The sequence below is a fragment of the Streptomyces shinuiensis genome (genome assembly GCF_043660855.1).
Taxonomy (GTDB): Bacteria; Actinomycetota; Actinomycetes; order Streptomycetales; family Streptomycetaceae; genus Streptomyces.
In genome coordinates this window covers 1,113,932-1,135,678 of the sequence record NZ_JBIHML010000001.1, presented here as the reverse complement: position 1 = coordinate 1,135,678, position 21,747 = coordinate 1,113,932, and the positions used below count along the sequence as shown (strand labels likewise).

Below are 21,747 nucleotides of genomic sequence, written 5' to 3'. Positions count from 1 at the left end.
GATCAATCTACCTGCCCGGCAAGACAGCCTCGCACCAAATAACCGCAGCTCACCGACCATCCAAAACATTTACCTTTTTGTCGGCAGGTCATCGAAATCATGGACAGCATGAGCTGCCACGGTTCCATCGTCTTTGTGGCGAGCAAGAACTTCGTCCGGGTCGGCTGCTCGGCGAGGACCGGGGCGTCCCAGGTGAAGTCCACCTGTTCGGTGATGGTCTCCTCGTCCGCCACCAGGCGTTGTTTGGCGATGCGGCGGCCCAGCGGGTCGTACAGGTAGCGCCAGGTGTCGGGCTTCTTCGACAGGCGGACGCGCTGCCGCAGGACGGTGCGGCCGGCTGCGTCGTACTCGTAGCGGAAGCGCCCGGCGCGGGTGAGGCGGGTGCCGGTGTAGGCGCGCTCGCCGGTGGCGTCGGCGTGCCCGGCGGGCCAGGAGGCGGAGGTCTGGTTGCCGGCCGCGTCGTAGGCGTAGGTCTCGCTCCAGTCGGCCGCGGTGACGGCGGTGACGCGGCCGGCCGGGTCGAGGTCGAAGGCGTGGTGGCCGGACAGGAGGTCGTCGACGGCGGTGAGGTGGCCGTCCGGCCGGTAGTGGTACGTGCGCTGCTGGACGGTGACCGCGTTCTCCGGTCCGGCGGTGAGGGCCTGGCCGGTCAGGCGCCCGGCCCGGTCCCACCACTGGGCCAGGGTGAGGTGCTCGCCGATGCGGCGGGCGGTCTCGCGCCCGGCGGCGTCGTGGGCGAAGTCCAGCGTGCGTCCGGAGGTGGTCAGGGCGGTGCGGTTGCCGGCCGCGTCGTAGGCGAGGGAGGACACCGCCCCGGTGGGGGTGGTGCGGCGGGTGCGGCGGCCCAGCGCGTCGTAGGAGAAGGACAGGGCCCGGCCGTTCACCAGCTCGGTCTTCACCCGCCCCAGCCGGTCCCGGTGCCAGCGCACCTCCGCGTCGGGGCCGACGGCCTCCACCGGCAGCCCGGCCGCGTCGCAGCGCACGGACGTGGCCCGGCCCAGGGCGTCGGTGACCGAGGCCAGATGGCCGCGCCCGTCGTAGGTGTAGCGGGTGGTGTGGCCGGCCGGGTCGGTGATGGCGACCGTGCGGCAGCGGTCATCGATCACATGGCGGGTGGCGTGCCCGGCGGCGGTGGTCAGTGTGGTGACCTTGTGGCCGGTGTCCGGGTCGGTCCCGTCGTAGGCGATGCGGACCTGCATGTGGCCCTCGGTGCCGCCCTCGGCGACGCACCGGTGCAGGTTGTCGTAGACGTAGTCGTAGCGCCGGCCGTTGGAGTCGACCCAGGCGATCACCCGGGCCTCGTCGTCGATCTCGAACTCGGCGGGAGGGTTCCCGTTGCGGGCCAGTGATGCCTGCACCCGCCCGATACCCCGCCCGAACCGGTTGACGTAGCCCAGGCCCTTCAGAGCGGCGGCGAGCGAAGGGTTGCGGTAGTCGGTCACACGGTCGAAGTTGTCGTTCCGGACCTGCCCGTAGGGGCCTCCCGGATTGGTCACCTCGATCCGGTCGTCGAACCAGGCGATGCGCACGGGGGCGTAGGACGTCTCGTAGTTGCGGTGCATCAGGGCGTTCATCGACACCTCCCGCAGAGCCTCCAGCGGATAGTCGGGTCGCGGCGTCTCCCTGAACCCCTCCTCCACCAGACGTGTGCGCAGGTTGCTGCGCAGCAGGGGTTCCAGCCTGGCCGCCACACCCACAAAGTTCTGACGCAGTTCCTGGTCATCGGCGACGGGTGCGTCGAAGTCCACCCCTTGGTACCGGATGAACTGCACATACGCTCCCGGAATGTGGCTGCTTGGATCGAGCCCGACGGTGAGCAGCCCCAGAACGGTCGGCCGCCCCTTTGGAGTGGTGAGGTGCAGGGGAGGAGAGCTGCAACTCCACCGGGCGTCCGTTCTCCTCGATGACCTCGGGGCCCACCATGGACGGCAGGTAGGCCTGCCGGAACAGTTCGAGATCCAGATCGTCGAGGGAGGCGCGCGGTACAGGCCTGGTATCGAAGGGACCGTCTCCCGCCCGTCGGCGCTCCGCGAGAACCCGCTCGTCCTCGCGGGTCGCCTTACGCGTGGTCGGACCGGGCCGAACCCACACCACACCCTCGAAACGCACGGGCAGCGCGGCCGACGCCTCCACATGGATGTGCACCACGGGTTTCCCCCGGTAGACCGCTGCCCGTACGGTGAAGGATGGCCGGTCCAGGATCCTGCCGTCGTCCCGGAGATCGGTCAGGGCCAGCAGGGCCCGGTCGCTGACGTCCACGTCGTCGACCGGGGTCCCGTCGTCCGCGACACCGATGAGGACGTCCCCGCCGCCCTTGCAGGTGAGGTCGTTGGCCATCGCGCAGACGGCGTTGCCGATGGCGTCGCCGCGCTTGCCCTCCCTCTTGGCGGTCCGCTTGAACTCAAGGGTGGCGGTCTCGCGCGTACCGAGGACGTCGGCCAGATCCGCATCGTGTCCGTTCACACCGCGTATTGTGCCGGTTTCCCCGCTTCGGACGCCTCCGGGGCGTGCCCGGTGCCGCCGACCCGGTGGGTCTTCGTCCAGCGTGCTGCCGACTGGTTCCCTACGCCTCGTACGCTTGGCCGCCTGCCGTCGCCGGAGCCTGCTTCGCCGAGGCAGGGCTCGGGAGACCCCCCGCACACAGCGGCACCTCCGCCCAGACGGTCTTGGTGAACGCGTCCCGCGCCTCGCACCCCCAGCGCCGGGCGTACACCGCGACCAGGAGCAGCCCCCGCCCCGACACCTCGTCGGGTGGCCCCGGTTCGGCCGCGGGGTGGCGGGGGAGGCGCTCGGGCCGGGTGTCGGTCACCTCGATCCGCATCACGGCCGGCTCGGACGGGGTCGGTTCGTGCGGGGCGGGCTCGTGTACGGCGGGTTCGGACGGCAGGAGCAGCGTCAGCCGGAAGTCCCGGCCGGGGAGGCTGCCGTGGGTGACTGCGTTGGCCGCCAGCTCGGCCGTCACCAGGGCGACGGCGTGCGCGGCGTCGCAGCCGTGCGGCAGGCCGGTCCACTCGGCGAACTGCTGCACGGCGAGCCTGCGCGCCAGCCGCGCGCCCCGCCGCGTGCCGCTGAGGCGGGTGGTGAACCGCGGTACGCCGATGGCCTGTTCGGCGGCCTGCCCGGCGGGACGGTCGGTGGGGCGTGTGGTGGACCGCCCGGTGGCGGAACTCTGGTGTCGCATGCCGTAACCGTCCCGTCACGCGAGGGCGTACGGCCAGGTCGGACCGCCGTACACGCCCGTGCGCGAACCCCCTGTACGGCGGCTGTACGGCCGTCGCCTGTGACCCGTCCGGCACCGGCGCGGTTCGCCATGGAGGTGCACCCGCGACGGACCAGGGGGACAACGATGGGCAGGAACAACGAGCGCGCCAGGACCGCCGGGGACGGCGGCGGGGACCGGCCCGGTGCGTGGAGCGCCTACGGCAAACTCGTCCGCCTCTTCCGTGAACGCGAAGGCCTCACCCAGCAGTCCCTGGCGGACGCCATCGGGTACTCGCTGGAGCAGGTCGCCTCGGTCGAGCAGGGACGGCGGCCCGCGAAGGCCGCGCTCACCGGCGCGGCGGAACGGGTGCTGAAGGCCGGCGGTGCGCTGGACACCCTCCAGGAGGACGTGGACCGCGCCCAGTTGCCCGCGTTCTTCCAGGACGTGGCGGCACTGGAGCTGGAGGCGATCAGCCGCTTCTCCTACGACCAGCTCGTGATTCCGGGACTCCTCCAGACGGAGGCGTACGCCGGCGCCCTGATCCAGACCCACTTCCCGCCGCTCGACGACGAGATCGTCGAGCAGCGCGTCGCGGCACGTCTGGCACGACAGTCCATCCTGACGCGCAGGACGCCCCTCACCGTCTTCGCGTTCGTCATCGAGGAGGTGGCGCTGCACCGCATGGTGGGCGGCCCGCAGGTGATGCGGGCCCAGCTCGCCCACCTGCTGGAGTGCTCCCGCATGCGGCACGTGGACATCCAGGTGATGCCGAACAGCAGGGCCGCCCACAGCGGGCTCAGCGGCCCGATGGTCCTGCTGGAGACGGACGTACGGCAGAGGTTCGTGGTGATCGAGTCGCAGGGCGTGCTGAGCGTCCGGTCCGGCTGCCGCGCGGTCAGCGAGTTCTGGCTCCAGTATGGGATGCTGCGCTCACAGGCTCTCAACGCCGAGGATTCGGCCGATCTCATCAAGCGGGCGGCAGGGGAGACATGAGCATCGAACGGCAGGGCGGGGACACGCCCGGTGAGCTGTCCTGGGCCAAGAGCAGTCACAGCGGCCCGAACGGCGGGGACTGCGTGGAGGTGGCCGCCGGGCCGGAGGCCGTGTACGTGCGGGACTCCAAGGCTGCGGGCGACGGGCCCGTGCTACGGGTCGGCCGCGACGGGTGGGCCGCTTTCCTGGCGTTCACCACCGGCTGACCGATCATGTGGTGCCGCAGTCCTCGCTCCGGGAGGATGTCTGCCATGGCGAAGATCACACAACTGCGCACGTACACCGTCCGGGACGGGAAGCTGGACGAGTGGGTGGAGCGATGGCGGGAGGAGATCGTCCCGCTGCGTCTGGAGTTGGGCTTCACGATCGACGGGGCCTGGGCCGACCGGGAACGCAACCAGTTCATCTGGCTGATCTCCTACGACGGCCCCGGGACGTTCGCGGAACGCAACGCCGTGTACTGGGCCTCGCCCCGGCGCAAGGCCATGGGCCTCGACCCGGACGACTACCTCACCCGCACCGAGGAACGCGTGGTCGAGCGGTCCTATTGATCACTGTGTGTCGAGCGGCAGCAGGTGGTGCCGTCGCTCCTCTTCCGTGAGCACGCGGAAGACTCTGCTGCGCGCCCGTGCCTCAAGGCCGTCGTAGTCGGGTTCCGCCTCCCACACCCGAGCCGTTCCATCGGCGGACCCGGTCAACAGTCGCGCACCATCGTGGGACCAGGCCACAGATGTCACCTTGCGCTGGTGGACGCCGACGACCGCCATCTCTTCGAAGGTTTCCGCGGACCACACCCGTACCGTCCGATCGTCGGCCCCGGTGGCGATGTGTCTGCCGTCCGGAGACCAGGCGACCGCGCGGACCCGGCCTTCGTGCCCTTTCAGGATGTCGATGCGACGGCCGGTGGCTGCGTCCCACACGGCGGCCGTCCAGTCACCCGACGCCGTGGCGACCCGCCCCTCGTCGGGGGACCACGCGGCGTCCTCCACGTAATTGTCGTGCCCGCGCAAGACGGTGAGCTGACGGTTCTCGGCCGTGTCCCAGAGGCGGCAGGTGCGGTCGTCGGAGCAGCTGGCGAGCAGGCGGCCGCCCGGCGCCCAGGCAACGCGCCCCACCCAGTCCTGATGCTCGGCCAGTTTGGCCAGCTCGGTCCCGTCGAGCGCGGACAGCACCCGTACGGTGCCATCGTGCCCGCCGATCGCGATCCGCCCGCCGTCCGGGGACCATGCGCAACCTTCGACGACCTCGCCGCGCTGCTCGAACTGCACACCGCAGTTACTGTCAACGATGCGGAACAGCCCGTCATCGGTGCTCAGGGCGAGCCGGTCGCCGTGCGGCGCCCATGCCACGCTCCACACCCGCTCGCCCAGCGGCGTCACCGGCCCGGCCGCCGCCCCGGAGTCCGCGTCCCAGATCCGTACGGTGCCGTCGCTGGAGGCGGTGGCGATACGACTGCCGTCGTTGGACCAGGCGGCCTGGTTAACCGGGCCGTCGTGCCCTTCGGCGAGCACGGTCTCCGCACCGCGCGGCCGCAGGTCCCACACCAAGCCGGTGCCGTCGGTCGAGCCGGTGGCCAGCCGGGTGCCCGACGGTGACCAGGCGACACCCCACACCGTGTCCGTGTGACCGCGCAGTACCGCCAGTACCTCGGCGTCCGAGGTGCTGACGATGCGCACGGTCCTGTCGGAGGAGGCGGAGGCGAGCATCCGGCCGTCCGGAGACCAGGCCAGGTTCCACACGTAGTCGCCGTGCCCGCGCACGAGGAGACGGAGTCCGCCCGTTTCCGAGTCCCAGATCCGTACGGTGTGATCGCCCGAACCGGTGGCCAGGGAGCGCCCGTCCGGGGACCAGGCGACTCCTTCGACGAAGTCCGTGTGCCCGGTCAGGGTCAGAGCCGCCGAGCCGGCCTCCCAGTCCCACACGATCACCGTCTGGTCGTGGGAGGCGGTGGCGAGGCGGCTGCCGTCCGGGGACCAGGCCACCCCCCAGATGTCGTCGCGGTGTCCGCGCAGCTCCCGCAGGGGCGGACCACCGCGGGACACCTCCCAGATGCGCAGTACACGATCCTTCACGATACGGTCCTTGAAGGTGGCGGCGATGTACAGCCCGTCCTGTGACCAGGCCACCTGTCTGCCGACGTCACCGGCTCCGCTGAGCAGCAGTTCCGGCTCACCGGTGGCCGCGTTCCAGATCCGTACGACCTGGTCCCGGCCTGCGGTGGCCACGCGGGCCGAGTCGGGTGAGAAGGCGATCGATTCGACCATCACCCCGTCGCACGGCAGGACGAGTAGAGGCCGTCCCGAAGCGGCGTCCCAGATACGGGCCGTACCGTCCCGGGATGCCGTGGCGAGCAACCGCCCGTCGGGCGACCAGGCGATGTCCCGGACGGTGTCGGTGTGTCCATCGAGCCGGACCCGCTGATGGCTGGTGGCCAGCGCGGCCATCAGCCCCCGTCGGGCCGTGGGGGTCGGCACGCATTCGTCCAGTGCTGCCAGGGACAACAGCAGGGCTCGTTCGGGCTCACTCTCCGCGCTGCGGAGGGCCTGCCGCCCGATGCTGTCGGAGACGCGGCTCAGGAAGGCGAGGTCATGGCGCTGCGAAGCGTCGACGAGGGCACGGACCCGGGCCGGTGTCTGACCGGCTTCGTCCAGGGCTTCCAGGCGGCGCCGGGCGGTGGTCAGCCGCTCACCGGTGAGGAGGTAGTCGGTGCTGCGTCCGGACCGCTCCCAGTCCTCGGCCCACCTCTCCAGCTCGGCGCGCTCGCGCAGCCGCTCTGCACGGGCCTCGACCTCCTGCCGCAGCGGTGCCCACTGGCGGAACAGGGCCTCGTGCGTAACCTGCGCGTACGGCTCCCGGTGGGCCGCCGTGTCCCCGGGAACATCGGACCGCAGCAGCCGGGCGTCGATGAACGCCTCCACCACGCCTCTTTCCCTGTCGGTGAGTTCAAACAGCGGCACACGGCGGCGGGCGACTTCCCGCCCTTCCACGGTGACGAACTTCAGCAGGACACGGAGGACGGACTCGATGCCGTCGACCGTGCCGAGAGCCGCCACGGCGCTGTCCGCCTGCCGCGCCAAGGCCCCTGGGACACCACCGAGCCGACGGTACGCCTCCTCGGTGACCGTTCCGCCGGGGCCGCAGGCGAAGTACAGCTCCTGGAGCAGATAGGCCAGCAGCGGCAGGGCGTCGTCCGTCCCTGTCTCGTTCACGATGGTGTCGACCACACCAGGAGCGAAGGAGAGGTTCACCAGCGTCCCGGGCCGCTCCACCACCTCGGCGAGCTGGGCCCTGCTCAAGGTGCCGATGGCGACGGGGTGTTGGACGAGATCGGCGTGCCCGGTGCCGAGAAGCCGGCCCAGGAAGTCCACGCGGAGCGTGGCGAGTATCCGGACCGACGGCTCGCGCTCCAGACAGGTGCGCAGTGCGTCGAGGAACTGGTCCCGGTCCCGTTCTCCGGCGAGGGTGACGAGTTCCTCGAACTGGTCGACGACGAGCAGCACACGCCGGAAGCCTGTGCCGCGCAACCGGGCCAGCTCTTCCCGCAGGGCGTCCGGTCCGTGCCGAAGCCGCCGCAGGACCGCGCTCGTCTGCTCCTGCCCTCCAGCCGCGGCGGCAAAGGCGGCGGCCAGGGCGCCGAGCGGATTGGGGCCGGGCGAGAACGCCGGGACGATCTTCCAGCGCCGCCTGTGCAGCCGGGGCGTCACCCCCGCCCGGACCAGTGAGGACTTCCCGCTGCCGGACGCCCCCACCAGGAGGAGGAACCGGTCTGCGGGCCGTGTCGCGGTGGCATGCAGCCTGCGGGTCAGCTCGGCAGCCTGCGCCTCCCGGCCGAAATAGGCGGCCGCCTCATCCTCTTCATAGGCGTCCAGGCCCGGATACGGGGTGCGGTCGTGTGGCCAGTCGACCTGTGGCGGCGCGGGATTCTCCAACCGGTACACGACGATCTGGCCGACCACCATGGCCACGACCAGCAGCCCGATGGCCGGTACGGAGACACGCTGGATGACCTCCAGCACCCAGGGTGCGTCATCCGCGCTGGTGGCGTAGTTCGTGGCGATGCCGAGTAAACAGGCGAACAGCGCCAGCATGACCTGGAGCACCACCTGCATGCGGTTCCTCACGCCGCACCGCCTCCGGGTCGGCGGTCTCCGTGTCTCCGCAGCACCAGCGCGCCCCCCCCGTATCGCTCGTGTGGCTTCCGAACCGTCCTCGCCGCTGCGTCCGTGGCAGGCGGACGCAGCGGGCGGTTGCGGCGCCCGAATATCATCGGGGGACACTCAAGTCTGTTTCAACAAGGCAGTACGGAACCGGTCATCGGCACATGTCGCGTGGCATGCTGCGGACGCAGGCCCTCAGTACCGAGGAGTCCGCACGTCTCATCGAGCGCGTGGCAGGGGAGCTATGATCACCGACCGGCCTGACGGACGCGTCTGGTTCAAGAGCAGCTACAGCGGATCGGGCGGCGGGGACTGCGTGGAGGTGGCCGCCGGGCCGGAGGCCGTGTTCGTACGGGACTCCAAGGCTGCGGGCAGCGGGCCCATACTCCGGATCGGCCGGGACGGATGGGCGGCGTTCGTCGCGCTCGTGGCTGGGCGCTGAACCCGGTCCCGCACCGCTGCGGCCCGGACGACGTCCGGGCCGCAGCGGTGTGAGCGGGCTGGGTTATGTCGCGTCCGGCTCCTTCCCCGCAGCCCCCGGGGTGTCGTCGTCGGCCGCTTTCTCCGTCTCGGCCCCGTCGTTCAGGGCGATGCGGACGGTATTGCGATCGTTGCCGGGGCCGGCCTGGGTCAGCCGGGCGCGGATGCGGTCGTAGAGCACGGCTGCCATCGCCCAGTCCGCGTCCACCTCCTCGCTCGGCGCCTCGCGGGCCTTCCAGAGGCTGATCAGGGCGGCGATGAGCGACGGCCCGGACAGGTGTGTCCGCACGTTTCCGTTATCGATGTCCTCGACCGACGCGGGAACGCGGAAGCGCGGGTGCCGGACGGTCTGGACGAGCAGGAACTCCCAGGTGTCGCGGTGGCAGACCAGTTCGGCGCGCGACACCCCGGCGGCGTTCAGCAGCAGTTCCGCGTGCTCGGTCAGTGGGGCGCGGGGCGTCCCGCGGCCGTCCTCCCGCCCCGGTCCTTGTCTGCACCCGCCTCCGCCGTCTCCGTGGACGCCGCGAAGCCGCGGGCCATCCGCTCCCGGAGACGCCCCTGTACGGTCGGTACGGCCACAGGGGTCCTGGTAACGGTTCCGGAGAGCCTGCTCGGCGGCCTCCTTCACCATCCTCACGTGCTCCTGCGGTGTCTTCCCGGCTCCTCCGGAGGGAGTCGTCCTGGCGGGAACGGCCGGTACGCCCGCCCCGCTCTCCGGCCGCCCGCCGTCCCGCTCCTGCCCCTGCTCCACGCACTTCTCCAGCCGCTGGTTGTCCTGTACTCCGGAGGTCTCGATCGACGGGTCCGGCGGCGGATCCTCTTCCGCCTCTTTCTTTTCGCCTCCGGGCTCGCAGGAATCACCGGTATCAGGGGCAACCGGGACGGACGGCGGATGCGCCCCGGTGCGGCTGCCGGTGATCTCCAGGCGCAGGTCCTTCAGATCGCTGAGCATCCTTTCCTGCCGTCGGCGCAGTTCCCGGTTCTCCTCCCGCAGGACCATGGTCCCGGTGGAGACGGCCTCCCGGAGCTTGTAGAGCTCCTGGTCCGATACCTGCGACTGTGGTGACGCGGACTTGTCGGCCGCCTCGGCGAGCGACGTGCGGACCGCCGCGACTCTCTCGTCGATCTCGCCGAGCTTCCTGCCGTAGGCGTCGAGCTTCTCCTCGAAGCGCTCTTTCCACTCTTGCCCGAACCCCACGCAACCCCCTTGCCGCTTTCAGTGACGACCCGATCCTTTCCCTGGGCCCGATCGGGCGACGCAGGCGTTTTCCGGCCAAGGACGGTCCGTGCCAACGGTGTTGGCGGAACGGGCGGCCCCACGCTGGGCGGTTCCGCCCCCGCGACACCTGGACGGGGGGCCTCTCGGGCGCATGTTCCTCCGCCTTCCCCCTCTCGATTCCGTGAGCCGGAAGGCGGCAGGCGCCGTGGACCGCCCCGCGCGCGTTTCGGCAGACTCGCCGGCATGGTGACGCTGAGGGTTCTCACGACGCAGGACTGGCCGCTGTGGCGGGAGGTCCGCCGTGCCTCGCTGGCCGAGGCGCCGCATGCCTTCAAGAGCCGGCTTGAGGACTGGGACAGGGGCGGAGAGGAGCAGTGGCGCGCCCGCCTGGAGACGCCCGGTGCCCGCCACCTCGTCGCGTTGCTGGAAGGCCGGGCCGTCGGCATGGCCAGTGGCCTTCCCGCGGACGGCGGCGTGCGGGAACTGCGATCGGTATGGGTCGGTCCGCAGGCGCGAGGCCATGGGATCGGTGACCGGCTGACGGCAGCGGTCGAGGCCTGGGCCCGGCAGTCGGGTGGCACAGTCCTCAGGCTCACGGTGATTCCGGGCAACGACCACGCCATCGCCCTCTACCGGCGCAACGGTTTCGCCGACACGGGAGAGTTCGGGGACCTGCTGCCCGACGGCGTCACCAGAGAGCACGTGATGGAGAAGGCCCTGCGCTGACCGGGCGGCACTCGGGCTGGTGTATCGCCTCAACCGTCACAAGCACAGAGCCGGACCGGCCTGTCCCCGATCGGAGCCTGCGTCGGCGACCCGCACAACGGGCCCTTGTACGGGTGCTGTACGGGTCGCGGGCCGTGCCCCGGCACGCGCGGGCCGCGTTGGACATGTCCCCGGCGGTGACGGACGGCGGAAGCCGCCGGGGGAGCCGACCAGCGGGACGGACTCGGGGACGAAGGGGCGTGAGGGCGGTGCGGGACACGCGGAACGGTCGCGCGGTACGGGTGAAGGAGGACAGCGGCGACCCACCGGGGGTGTGGTCGGCCTACGGCCGACTGCTCCAGCACCTGCGCAAGCAGGCCGGGTTGAGCCAGCAGAAACTCGGGGACGCCATCGGGTACTCGCTGGAGCAGGTCGCCTCGGTCGAGCAGGGACGGCGGCCGGCGAAGGCCACGTTCACGATCGCGGCGGACCGCGCGCTGGGGGCGCGAGGCGCCTTGGAAGTCCTCCAGGACGACGTGGAACGGGCCAAACTGCCGCGCTTCTTCCGCAACACCGCGCTGCTGGAGACCGAGGCACTGAGCAGGTTCTCGTACGAGCCCCTGCTGGTTCCCGGGTTGTTGCAGACCGAGTCCTACGCACAGGCGCTGCTGGAAGCCCACTTTCCTCCGCTGGACGAGGAGACCGTCGAGCAACGTGTTGCGGCCCGCCTCGCACGTCAGGCCCTGCTGACTCGCAGGAACCCCTTCACGATCTTTGTGTTCATCGTGGAGGAAGGGGCGCTCCGACGAGTTGTGGGCAGCAAAGCTGTGATGCGTGAGCAACTGGATCACCTGTTGTCGTGCTGCCAGAGGCGGAACATCGAGCTTCAGATCATGCCGACCGTTCGGGGCGCCCACAGTGGGCTCAACGGCCCCATGGTGTTGCTGGAGTCCATCGACCGCAGGCGCCACGTCTATGTCGAGGCGCAAGATGTTGTGACTGTCAGGTCGGATCAGGACGAGGTCAGTGAGTTCTGGCTGCGGTATGGGATGCTGCGCACGCAGGCCCTCAACACCGAGGAGTCCTCACGCCTCATCGAGCGCATGGTAGGGGAGCTATGAGCATCGAACGCTATGTCGCCCAGCCCGCCGGACTGGCTTGGTTCAAGAGCAGCTACAGCGGAACAAGCGGTGGTGACTGCGTCGAGGTGGCCACTGACCTCGACGCCGTATACGTACGGGACTCCAAGAGCCTGGCCGACGGACCGGTGCTGCGGACCGGCCAAGACCAATGGTCCGCGTTCGTGACATTCATAAGGTAGGGAGTGGCGACGTGGATGGGCTGCACTGGTTCAAGAGCAGTCACAGCGGGTCGGACGGCGGGGACTGCGTGGAGGTGGCCGCCGGGCCGGAGGCTGTGTACGTGCGGGACTCCAAGGCTGCGGGCGACGGGCCCATACTCCGGATCGGCCGGGACGAGTGGGCGGCGTTCGTCGCCCTCGCGGCGGGATAGTGCCGACCAGGACTCCCCAGCCCGTTGTGGTGCTGCCACTGAGTCGAACACGTGATGCCGTGTCCTTGTTCAGGTGCGTCTGATGGTCAGGCCGGTTCCGGCGAGGCAGCCGTCCGGGAGGTTGCTGCGGGCGGCGGCCAGCCCACCACCTTGTGGACAGCGCATGGTCCGGTGCCATCGCAGCCGGCCATGGTCCCCCGGCACCTACGACTCCATGAGTTCGCCCTCAGTACCCCGACACCAAGGTCCCGAGCTCTCCAAGGAGCTCGGGACCTCCCGGCGGACCTTCACCGGCACGTCTCATCAGGACGGCGAAGCACGACCTGACGGGGTACGGGTGCTCGCCTGCGAGTGGGGACTCGCAGAGGCTGCGTCGTGGTCCCAGCGGCATCACTCACGTGGCGTCGGCCTGGAGGTCGTCGTCCCCGTCGGTCGCCAGTGCGGTCGGCAGCGGCAGCCCGTACTTGTCGCACAGGAACCGGGTCTGGCAGTACCGCTGGGCGTCAGTGGCCACCCTGCCGAGGACCGCGGAATTCATGCCGGCACCGATGATGACGCCCACGAACGGCACGACCTTGGCGACGTTTTTGACCGGCACCTTGGAGCCGGCCGGGCCCAACTGCTGCATCAACTTCTCGAGGGCAGCCAGGAGACGGTGGTCCTGGCGGAGCTTGTTCGACCACTTCACGCGTCCCTTGACCGCTTCCGCCGCCCGTGCGGCGTCACGCAACGGTCTGGCCTTGGCCGCCTGCGTCATGAAGGACCGCTGTACCAGGCGCTGGATGAACTCCTGCTCATCGGGATCTTTGGCGTCGTAGCCGTAGGAGTACGCGATGCGCGCTGCGATCGACGTGCTCAGGACCTGGACGACGAGGATGTCCGCCGTCATCGCGACGGGGATACCGGCGACGGGGACCATGGCCAGCAGGCCCATGGCGCCGCCTTCGACCGCGCCGGCGGTCCGCCATTTGAGGGTGTTACGGGTCAGCAGCCGGTCGCAGACTTTGAGGTCCTGCTGCCGCAGTTCGGTGAAACTGTCGATCTCGAGACCTCGCTTGCGGGCGAGCTTCTCGACGTTCTTCGGGTCGTTGAGCTCCAGGGCCGAGTCGTTGACCAGTTCGAGCAACGCCACCGCGCCTGCGAGCACCGGCCGCATGGCCTTGTCGGCGACCGCGTCGCCTGCGCGACGTATCGGTTCCGTGACCGCCTCCGGCACGGCGTCCGTAACCCGTCTCATGGCGTTTCCCGCGGCCTCACCGGTGCGACCGAGGGCGGTGCTCGCCCAGTTCGGCAGACCACGACGGTTGTCATGGCGCTCCCAGTGCTCGTTGAGCGCGTTCCACACCTGCTTTTCGTAATCGCTCATCGGGGCTGCGCCATCGTTGGGTGGGCTGGCGTAGAGGATCATCGAGGTTCTCCGATTCGACTGTGATCGCTGGGCCCACGATCCCCTACTGATCGATGCGTGGGTGAAGCCGCAGTGCGGGGGCCGATGTCCGAAGTGGAATTCACCGGCCCTCTGCGGTTATGAGGCTGATTCGTAAAGTCGTAGAGGCTGACGGGTCGTGGTCCGCTGCGCTGCGGTATCAGCGGAGCACAGGGTACCCACAGGGGGACTGATCGCCGAACGGCCGCAATTCCATGAAGAATTACGACTTCCGGCGGTCGAGCGGTTCGCCTGGAGGTAGGCCGGCTCGATGATCGCCGAAGACCTGTGGGTGAGTCCCGGGTTCATTGGCGGCTGCCTCACCGAGACCCACCTGAGCAAGGACACGACATCACACGTTCGACCTCAGTGGCTCAGAACAGGGCACCCTCGGTGCCCTCACCGAAATCCGAACCACCGCGCTCGCCCAGTTGCTCCCTCCGCTTCCGGATGGCCTCGGGGGAGGGCTTGGGCAGGTCGGGGTGCTTTTTTCGCGCCTTCTCGTCCGTCATCCCCTTGTGCAGGCCGAGGTGGACCTCGTCGGCGTACGCCTGGTGGTTCAACTGCCGCAGCCGGTCGATGATCTCGGTCCGAGCGAGCAGACCGATGGTGTAGCGGACGCCCTGGTCGGTCTCGTGGAAGCCGTGATCGAGCGGGAACGTCTCATGCGTCGGATCAGCGGGCGGGGTCTGCCCGGAGTCGTCCAGCAAGTCGTGCCAGCCGTACGCTTCGGTGGTGGCCTCGTCGATCTCCTCGTGGATGCGGCGGAGCTCAACGATGTCCTCGTCTTGGCAATCGGGATTGTGGACTAGGTTATAAGTGCTGGTGAGGCCGGTGTTGCGGCGCTGCATCAAATCCCGACGGTATTCATCGAGAGTGGTGCCTGCTTTGCGGATTCTGGGGGTCAACGTAGGGGTGACGAGTTTTTCGAAAATTTCACTGGGAGTGTAACTGGCATCTGACCTGAGTGTTCCCCCACTCAGTAGTGCCCACCAATAATGGGCAGAGGATGAAAGAAAAGCGAACAGTCCTTCGTCATTGGACGCGAATACTACAACCTTCTGATCGAAGATGGCCCCGTTTGCGACTAGCGCCGGTGCAAGGGTTTTGCTCGTCTGGGCCATGGCGATGACTTGCGAAAGGGAGGAGATGTTTCTGTAAAGCGTCTCTCTTCTGCGTTCATACACCCAGTAGCGTTTGGCGAACTTTTCGCCGACGGCGAAAGTTCCGTCAGTCTTCCTTCTCTGTCTGTCCGGCTTCACCTTATTCTCCACGTGAGAGAACGGCGCTGTGAATTTTCGGGCCTCGTGCTCTTCCATGTTTTCGAAGTTCACGATCCAACGGTCGCCGATCTGGCCTGGTGTAGCATTGAACTCCTTGCCGTTTACGTACCGAAATAGCACGCGGCGATTTTTCGAGTCCTCTGATATCCAAGTATTAGCGGTTGGTTCATCGATCACAAAGCCTTCACTAAGGGGTTTTGAGCCGACGAATGACAGGTTTCGATTGCGCGCCAGAGGTTCCCCCCAAAGAGGCACTCTGGATTCAGGGTAAAGCGAAGCGGTGATTCCTGATTTTGCGGCTTTTCCGTCCAATGTGAACATGGATCCGCGTTCTATGGGTGCGATACTTGTCCAGATGGCACAGTACTCGACATCTGCAGACTTTGCTGGCCACGAAGCACTCCTGACGGCCCTTCTAATGCGGGCGCCTGATGCCACAATCTGGTCAAGAGCGACGGCGCGCGATTTTCCCTGGGCCAGGGAGTTAGTGGCGATTACTCCGGTTTGCCCCTTAGGGTTAAGCATTTGATGGATTCTTAGTTCGAAGTAGGCGACAAGGTCTGCGCTCCCCCGTGTTCCATTAGCGATATGTTCTACGAGATTCTCTCGATACCCTTGGCCGAAATTTGATGTGAGATCTCGACCGGCGACAAATGGCGGGTTCCCGACAACTGCGTCGAACCCACCCCGCAGCGAGAACACCTCCGGGAAGACCAGCGGCCAGTGAATCGGCCGCCGCTCCAGCGCGCCGTCCGGCAGCTCCGCTGCCAGCCACTCCTCCGCCGTCGCGCGCGCCTCGCGCACCACGTCCGAGTCGTCCTCGACTCCGTCCGCCACGATCTGCTGGACGATCCACGCGGCGCGCGGGAACAGGTCGCGGAGGCGTTTGCCGCCGTCCTGCTCGTACCAGGGCACGCGGCCCGAGGCGCAGGTGGCCAGGGCCGCGCCGGCGATCAGGTCGCCGACCAGCCGCAGTCGCCGCGAGTGGTGGTTGACCTCCTCCAGCCGCTCCCGCTTCCGCTGGAGCGCGGGGATGTCGACACCCTTGATGGCGGTGATCGCCAGACGCTCCCGCGTGATCCGGTCGACCAGCTCACGTGCCTTCTCGGCGAGGATGTCGGCCTGGCTGCCGGGCTTCATGTGCACGGCCTGGAGCTGTTCCATGGTGTGCACGCCCAGCAGTGAGTCCCCGCACACCAACCTGTCGTCCAGGAACGTGAAGGGGCGGGTCGGGTCCATGGAGACCAGCCACAGCGACAGCTTGGCCATCTCCACGGCCATGGGGTTGATGTCCACCCCGTACAGGCAGTGCTCGATGACCTGGCGGCGGGCCTCGATGACGACCGGGTCCTGTTCGGCGTCGGCGGCCGTGACCGCGTCCACGGCGCGGCCGGCCCGGTAGGCCGTCGCGTCCGTGCGGCCCTCGTTCTCCCAGGCCTCGATCAGCCGGTCGCCCAGGTAGCGGCAGGCGGCGACCAGGAACGCCGCCGAGCCCACCGCGATGTCCGCGACCTTCAACGCCTTTATCTCGTCAGAGGATTTCAGCCGCCACTGCTCGGTGTCCGCCGTCTGGAGCGGCCCCGGCTCGTACACCAGCGGCTCCAGCGCGTGGAGGACGACCTCCTCGGCCAGGAAGCGGGGGGTGTAGTGGGTTCCGGTGTTCTTCCGCATCGCGGACTCGGTGACGTACAGCGCCCCGTTGGGGATGACGGTGGGCAGGCCGCGCAGGTCCTCGCGGAGGATGCCGGTGAAGGGCAGCAGCCGCTCGGTCAGGGCCGGGTCCCTGGTGACGGCGTTCAGCTTCCGCCGCGCCTCGGCCGCGGCCTCCGCAGTGGGTGGGGCGAGCTTCTTCTCCAACTGGCCGACCGTGGCCGGGGGCCTGGGGTCCTTCCACTTGTCGTGGATGGCCTTCGCCAGCGCCTTGACCGATGTGCCCGAGGCGGTGGCGGCCTTGGCCGCCAGGGACTCCAGCTCCCGCAGCGTCACCTCGTGCTCCAGGCCCTCCGGGCCGATGAGGCCGACCATGTGCTCGGTGGCGCGGCGGCCGTCGAAGGAGAGCAGGCCCTCGTAGACGTAGCCGATCTGCTCGACGTCCAGGGCGCGGAAGCTGAGGGTGCGGACCTCGCGCTGCTTGCCCCTGCCGACGCGGACCTCCTGAACGGCCTGGAGCATGTGCAGCACCGTGCGGTCGTCGATGGGCAGCAGCGGGGCGGTGCGCTCCAGCCACGGGTACTTGTCGGGGTCGAAGATCGAGCCGTCGTAGGCGGGCAGGTGTAAGCCGGAGCCGGGGTGGTCGACGCCGCCGTGCACGGCGTGGAACAGGGCTATGAGCCGGTGCCAGGCGGAGGTGGTGTGCTCCAGCGCCGTCTCGCCCTCCTCGTCCGCGCGCGCCTTGAGCTCGTCGCGCAGGAAGCGGGCGGAGTAGGAGCGGGCGTATATCTCGTTGTCGGCGGGGAGCAGGCCGCGCTCCTCGGCGAAGAGGAGGAAGACGATCCGCATCATCACCGCGACCGAGGCGCGGTAGACCTCGCCCGCGCCGACGCCCTGGGCGTGCAGGCCGGGGGCGCCGTGCTCGACGGCGCGGACGTCGGCGCGTCCGATGGCGTCCACCAGCAGTTCCACGGCCTGCCGCACCTGGACGCCGAGAGCCTCGGTGACGTCCTCGCCGGCCGCGAGGCCGGCCCTGAGCAGGCCGACGAGGGTCTCGGCCTCCTCGTACTCGAAGAACCGGCGGCGGCTGAGCAGGGAGGAGAAGGCGCGCACCATGGTGCGTTCGGCGGCCTCGTTCCAGCCGATGGCGTCGAAGACGGCCGTGGTCGTCACGCCGCCGACCGGGGCCCACACCAGGCACCACCAGCGGCCGTCGGTGACCAGCCCGAGGGGGACGCCGTGGTGGCGCAGGAGCCGGGCGAGGCGGTCGGCGGGGGAGGCGGCCCACTCGCCGCCGCCCGCGGCGCGGGCGGCGGGCGAGGTGCCGGCGGGGACGGTGACGCCGAGGAGCTGGACGCGCTTGGCGGCGGTCTCCACGCTCGGCTCGCAGGCCAGGTCGGTGCCGGGCTCGACGAGGGCGAAGTCGGGGCGGACCTCGGCGTTGTGCTCCGGCACGCGCAGGGTGAGGCGGTCCAGGCCGTGGTGCTCGTCCTCGCCCACCCGCAGCGTCAGGGCGTCGTTCCAGCCCAGCAGGCGGGTCAGGACGTAGGCCACCCACTCGTCGCGGCCCGCCCCGGGGTCGGTCTGCCAGTCGGCGTGGCGGGCGCGCAGCCGGGCGCGCTCATCCTTCTCCAGGGCGTCGAGCTGGGGCCAGGCGCGCAGCAGGACGGGCATGGTCAGGAAGGGGCCGGAGACCTCGGTGAGGTCCAGCCACTCCTGGTGCTGCCGCCGGCCGTCGGCGGCCTTGGCCTTGGCGGCTGCGGCACCACTGCTCATCGGGCGGCGGGGGCTCATCGGCGGGCCTCCTTTGCGGGGATCACGAAGACGACGGCGGCGGGGAAGAGGTGGGAGCGGGGCTCGCGGTAGCGGGCGGCGATGGCGGCCAGCTCGCGCGTCCGCTCGGCGGGCAGGCCCTCCAGGCGCTCCCGCCAGCGGCGGCGGTCCTCCTCGAACTGGCGGCGCTCGTGGCCGGACAGCTCGTGGGAGGTGAGCAGGGCGAGCTGTTCGCCCTCGCCGTCGCCCTCCTCCTTCAGCTTGGCGCGCAGGGTGTTCTCGAAGCGGTCGAGGGTGGCGGTGATGCGGCGCTCCTCCTCGGCCCGGCGCTCGGCGAGCCGGCCCTCCAGCCGGCGGCCCAGCTCGAAGGCGCGCGCCTCCAGGGAGCGGTAGAGCGGATCGCGCAGCTTCGGCCAGGCGGCGGTGAGTTCACCGCGCAGGTGCGGGGCGGCCTCGGCACCCTCGGTCAGGGCGCGGGACAGCACCCGGCCCTGCTCGTTCACCGACTCCCAGCGGCGGAAGCGCCCGGTGTCGCCGAACCAGCCGCCCGCGTAGAGGACTTCCTCGTGGAGGCGGGTGCCGTCGGTGCCGACCAGGACGTAGCGGGCGTAGGCGGAGACCAGGGTGGTGGTGACGGCCGGGTCGTCGCTCACGACGGCGGTGACGCGGTGCAGGCCGACGGTGTCGGCGTTCCACACGGCGGCGGTGAGCAGGCGGGTGGAGAGGGCGACCAGCGGGTGCTTGAGGTGGGCGAGGACCACGTCGTCACCGGCCCGCGCGGCGACGGTGGGGGAGAAGGCGATGGGGCGCTGCTCGTCCTCGCGCAGCTTGTGGGTCAGGCCGCGGGTGGCCCGCTCCCAGCTTCCCGACAGCGGCTGCACCTCGAACAGGTCGCCGGGCTCGAAGTCCCCGGAGCGTAAAGGGGAGGGCAGCAGCGGCGGCTGGTTGTCCAGGGCCAGGGCGGTGTCCACGACGCGCTTGACGTTGGACGGGGTCAGGCCGAGGGCGGAGACGGTCTCGCCGTACTGGTCGGCCAGCCGCCTGGCCTGGGCGGTGACGTTCTGCTCGGGGGCGACCTCGCCGCCGGTGCGGCGGCCCTTGACGGGCCGGGGCCTGGCGTTCTCGATGTCGACGGGCGCGGTGTCGCCGGTCATGCGGCGCTGGACGGCGTCGGCCAGGACGGCGTTGACGGAGCCGAGGTCGTGCTCCATGCGCGCGACCTTCTTGGCCACGCGGGAGAGGAATTCGAGGTCCGCCTCGTAGGAGCCGGCCTGGGCCTGCTGCCAGCCGGAGCCTATGAAGTGGGTTATCTCGGGGTCCTGTTTCTGCCCCCAGCGGTCTATTCGGCCTATTCGCTGTTCCAGCTTGTTGGGGTTGAAGGGGATGTCGTAGTTGACCAGCCGGTGGCAGTGGTTCTGCAGGTCGATGCCCTCGCCCGCGGCGTCGGTGGCCAGCAGGACGCGGACCTTCCCCTCGGGGCGGGAGGGATCGGCCTGGAAGCCCAGGCGGATGCGCTCGCGCTCCTCGGCGGACAGGCCGCCGTGCAGGCGCTCGACGCGTCCGCCGTCGGTGAGCCGCTCCTGCCGGAGGAGGCCGTGCAGCCACTCCTGGGTGTCGCGGTATTCGGTGAAGACCACGATCCGCTCGCCCGTCCAGTGCCCGCCGTCGGGGCGGCAGACGGCGTTGAGGGTGCGGATGAGGGCCTCGGCCTTGGAGTCGGGGGCGGCCTCGTGGGTCAGCGCCCAGCGCTCCATCTCCCGCAGCAGGCCGAGTTCGCGGCCGTCCTCGGCGGGGGTGAGGGAGGTGGAGCGGGTCAGGGCGTCGTCCTCGGCGTCGACCAGGCCGGTGTCGTCCAGGTCGGCGACGAGGTCGGCGAACTCCTCCAGCCACTCGGGCACTTCGGTGGCCGCCGTGCGTCCGCGCGCGGGGCCGCCGGTGTCCGAGAGGTGGGAGAGGTAGACCCGGACGGTGCGCAGGAAGGCGGCCGGGGAGGAGAACAGGCGCTTCTTCAGCAGCAGCGTCACCAGGTCGGCGGCGCGGCGCCCGCCGCGGGCCTTCGGCGCCAGCTTCTTGCGGCGTAACTCGGCGAACTCCGCGAGCAGGCCGTGGATCTCGCGCTCCTGCGGGGTGTAGTCGACCGGGAGCTCGAAGGTCCGGCGGGTACGGAAGCGGGGGTTGCCGTCGGCGTCGGTGACGGAGGACTTCAGGCGCCGCACCACGGTGTCCCGCAGCGCCTCCCGGTCCGGCTCCACGCCGCGGGCGAAGCGCTGGTCGTCGATGAGCTCCAGCAGCGCGGTGTAGGACTCGGGGTAGCCGTTGTGCGGGGTGGCGGAGAGGAACAGCCGGTGCTCGAAGTGCGGGGCCAGCCGCCGCACCAGCTTGGTCTGCTGGGAGTCGACGGCGTAGACCTGCTTGGGGGCGGCGGGCGCGACGTGGTGGGCCTCGTCCAGCACGAGCAGGTCGAAGAAGCGCTTGTGGTCACCGTCGCCGCCCTGCCCGGGGGCGCCGACGACCTCGTCCAGCAGGCGCTGGGCCTTCTGGCCGCGCAGCCAGGGCAGGGAGACGATGGTCAGCGGGTGGACGCGGAAGGGGTTGGCGGCCGTGCCGTGGGTGCGGCGCAGGCGGGCGCAGTGCTCGGAGTCGACGATGGTGAACTCCAGACCGAACTTCTCGGCCATCTCGTCGCGCCACTTCAGGGTCAGCCCGGCCGGGCAGACGATCATCGTGCGGCGGGCGCGTCCGCGCAGCATCAGCTCCTGGACGACGAGACCGGCCTCGATGGTCTTGCCCAGGCCGACGTCGTCGGCCAGCAGGAGGTTGACGCGGGGCGCCCCGACGGCCCGGGAGACCGGCTCCAGCTGGTACGGCTCGACGGCGACGCCGGAGCGGAACGGGGCCTGGAGGGTACGGGCGTCGGCGGAGGCGACCGCCGACCAGCGCACCGCGTCGAGGAACGCGGCCAGGCGGCCGGGGGAGTCGTAGGAGCCGGCGGAAGCGTCGGGCAGGGAGCCGGCGGGCAGCACGCGGCGGCCGGGCTCGACCTCCCAGATGACCGAGAGGGTGTCGCCGAAGCGGCCGTCGGCGACGGACTGGAGATGGACCAGGGTGGCGGAGCGGCGGGGCGCGTTCCGGCTGCCGCCGCTGTCGCCGTCGGGGGCCGGGGAGGGCTCGACGCGGGCGACCACCCATGACTGGCCGCGCACCTCGACGAGATTGCCCTCCTCGGGGAGCCGCTCCGTCCCCGCCCCCGTTCCCGTCCGCTCGGCGGTGCGCTGGGCTGCTGGCGTCATGGGCGTGTTCCCCTCGGTGTCTCCCGCTGCCGTCCGTGGACAGTCGCCTGTCTCCCC

At 70.0% G+C, this 21,747-nt stretch carries 16 protein-coding genes; 8 read left to right on the top strand and 8 right to left on the bottom strand.

Annotated features, from left to right (window positions below):
* Positions 1–2: 2 nt before the first annotated feature.
* The 3 genes from ACGRHY_RS05030 to ACGRHY_RS05020 all read right to left on the bottom strand — a co-directional run bounded on the left by ACGRHY_RS05030 (position 3) and on the right by ACGRHY_RS05020 (position 3,181).
* On the bottom strand, positions 3–1,772 hold the full coding sequence (locus tag ACGRHY_RS05030) for an ATP-binding protein (RefSeq protein WP_394634185.1): 1,770 nt from the start codon (positions 1,770–1,772) through the stop codon (positions 3–5).
* Entirely contained in the window at positions 1,720–2,463 is a 744-nt protein-coding gene (locus ACGRHY_RS05025; RefSeq protein ID WP_394634184.1) for an AlbA family DNA-binding domain-containing protein, read from the bottom strand. Before ACGRHY_RS05025 ends, ACGRHY_RS05030 begins: the two co-directional genes overlap by 53 nt.
* Positions 2,464–2,563: 100 nt before the next feature.
* Entirely contained in the window at positions 2,564–3,181 is a 618-nt protein-coding gene (locus tag ACGRHY_RS05020) for an ATP-binding protein (protein ID WP_394634183.1), read from the bottom strand.
* A 165-nt stretch (positions 3,182–3,346) separates the two neighbouring features.
* Between ACGRHY_RS05020 and ACGRHY_RS05015 the strand changes: the two genes are divergently transcribed.
* Genes ACGRHY_RS05015 through ACGRHY_RS05005 form a run of 3 tightly spaced genes read left to right on the top strand, consistent with a single transcriptional unit; the run spans position 3,347 to position 4,746 of the window.
* Positions 3,347–4,195 carry a helix-turn-helix domain-containing protein gene (locus ACGRHY_RS05015; RefSeq protein WP_394634182.1) on the top strand — a complete coding sequence of 283 codons (849 nt, stop codon included), beginning with the start codon at positions 3,347–3,349 and terminating at the stop codon, positions 4,193–4,195.
* On the top strand, positions 4,192–4,401 hold the full coding sequence (locus tag ACGRHY_RS05010) for a DUF397 domain-containing protein (protein WP_394634181.1): 210 nt from the start codon (positions 4,192–4,194) through the stop codon (positions 4,399–4,401). The genes ACGRHY_RS05015 and ACGRHY_RS05010 overlap by 4 nt, the downstream gene beginning before the upstream one ends.
* A gap of 45 nt (positions 4,402–4,446) precedes the next feature.
* Positions 4,447–4,746, top strand: coding sequence for an NIPSNAP family protein (locus ACGRHY_RS05005; RefSeq protein ID WP_394634180.1), 300 nt, complete (start codon positions 4,447–4,449; stop codon positions 4,744–4,746).
* Here the strand turns inward: ACGRHY_RS05005 and ACGRHY_RS05000 are convergent, their stop codons facing one another.
* Complete coding sequence (locus ACGRHY_RS05000; protein ID WP_394634179.1) at positions 4,747–8,316, bottom strand: nSTAND1 domain-containing NTPase; 3,570 nt, start codon at positions 8,314–8,316, stop codon at positions 4,747–4,749.
* A 280-nt stretch (positions 8,317–8,596) separates the two neighbouring features.
* On the opposite strand from ACGRHY_RS05000, the gene ACGRHY_RS04995 reads away from it, so the two are divergent.
* The gene (locus ACGRHY_RS04995; RefSeq protein ID WP_394634178.1) at positions 8,597–8,794 is read left to right on the top strand and encodes a DUF397 domain-containing protein; all 198 of its coding nucleotides are present in this window, start codon (positions 8,597–8,599) and stop codon (positions 8,792–8,794) included.
* A gap of 63 nt (positions 8,795–8,857) precedes the next feature.
* Here ACGRHY_RS04995 and ACGRHY_RS04990 read toward each other — a convergent pair whose 3' ends face one another.
* Positions 8,858–10,030: a hypothetical protein gene (locus tag ACGRHY_RS04990; protein ID WP_394634177.1), complete on the bottom strand. Its 1,173-nt coding sequence runs from the start codon at positions 10,028–10,030 to the stop codon at positions 8,858–8,860.
* Between the two features lie 264 nt (positions 10,031–10,294).
* On the opposite strand from ACGRHY_RS04990, the gene ACGRHY_RS04985 reads away from it, so the two are divergent.
* From ACGRHY_RS04985 to ACGRHY_RS04970, 4 genes are all read left to right on the top strand, one after another.
* Positions 10,295–10,777 carry a GNAT family N-acetyltransferase gene (locus tag ACGRHY_RS04985; protein WP_394634176.1) on the top strand — a complete coding sequence of 161 codons (483 nt, stop codon included), beginning with the start codon at positions 10,295–10,297 and terminating at the stop codon, positions 10,775–10,777.
* A gap of 248 nt (positions 10,778–11,025) precedes the next feature.
* Positions 11,026–11,877 carry a helix-turn-helix domain-containing protein gene (locus ACGRHY_RS04980; protein WP_394634175.1) on the top strand — a complete coding sequence of 284 codons (852 nt, stop codon included), beginning with the start codon at positions 11,026–11,028 and terminating at the stop codon, positions 11,875–11,877.
* A complete protein-coding gene (locus tag ACGRHY_RS04975; RefSeq protein WP_394634174.1) occupies positions 11,874–12,077 on the top strand; it encodes a DUF397 domain-containing protein in 204 nt (67 codons plus the stop codon). Before ACGRHY_RS04980 ends, ACGRHY_RS04975 begins: the two co-directional genes overlap by 4 nt.
* An 11-nt stretch (positions 12,078–12,088) precedes the next feature.
* Positions 12,089–12,268 carry a DUF397 domain-containing protein gene (locus ACGRHY_RS04970; protein WP_394634173.1) on the top strand — a complete coding sequence of 60 codons (180 nt, stop codon included), beginning with the start codon at positions 12,089–12,091 and terminating at the stop codon, positions 12,266–12,268.
* A 394-nt stretch (positions 12,269–12,662) separates the two neighbouring features.
* Here ACGRHY_RS04970 and ACGRHY_RS04965 read toward each other — a convergent pair whose 3' ends face one another.
* The 3 genes from ACGRHY_RS04965 to drmD all read right to left on the bottom strand — a co-directional run bounded on the left by ACGRHY_RS04965 (position 12,663) and on the right by drmD (position 21,690).
* Positions 12,663–13,676 (bottom strand): EcsC family protein, encoded by a 1,014-nt coding sequence (locus ACGRHY_RS04965; RefSeq protein ID WP_394634172.1) that lies wholly within the window; start codon positions 13,674–13,676, stop codon positions 12,663–12,665.
* 392 nt (positions 13,677–14,068) lie between these two features.
* A complete protein-coding gene (locus ACGRHY_RS04960) occupies positions 14,069–18,421 on the bottom strand; it encodes an Eco57I restriction-modification methylase domain-containing protein (protein ID WP_394634171.1) in 4,353 nt (1,450 codons plus the stop codon).
* Entirely contained in the window at positions 18,418–21,690 is a 3,273-nt protein-coding gene (drmD, locus tag ACGRHY_RS04955; protein ID WP_394634170.1) for a DISARM system SNF2-like helicase DrmD, read from the bottom strand. Before drmD ends, ACGRHY_RS04960 begins: the two co-directional genes overlap by 4 nt.
* Between the last annotated feature and the right edge of the window lie 57 nt (positions 21,691–21,747).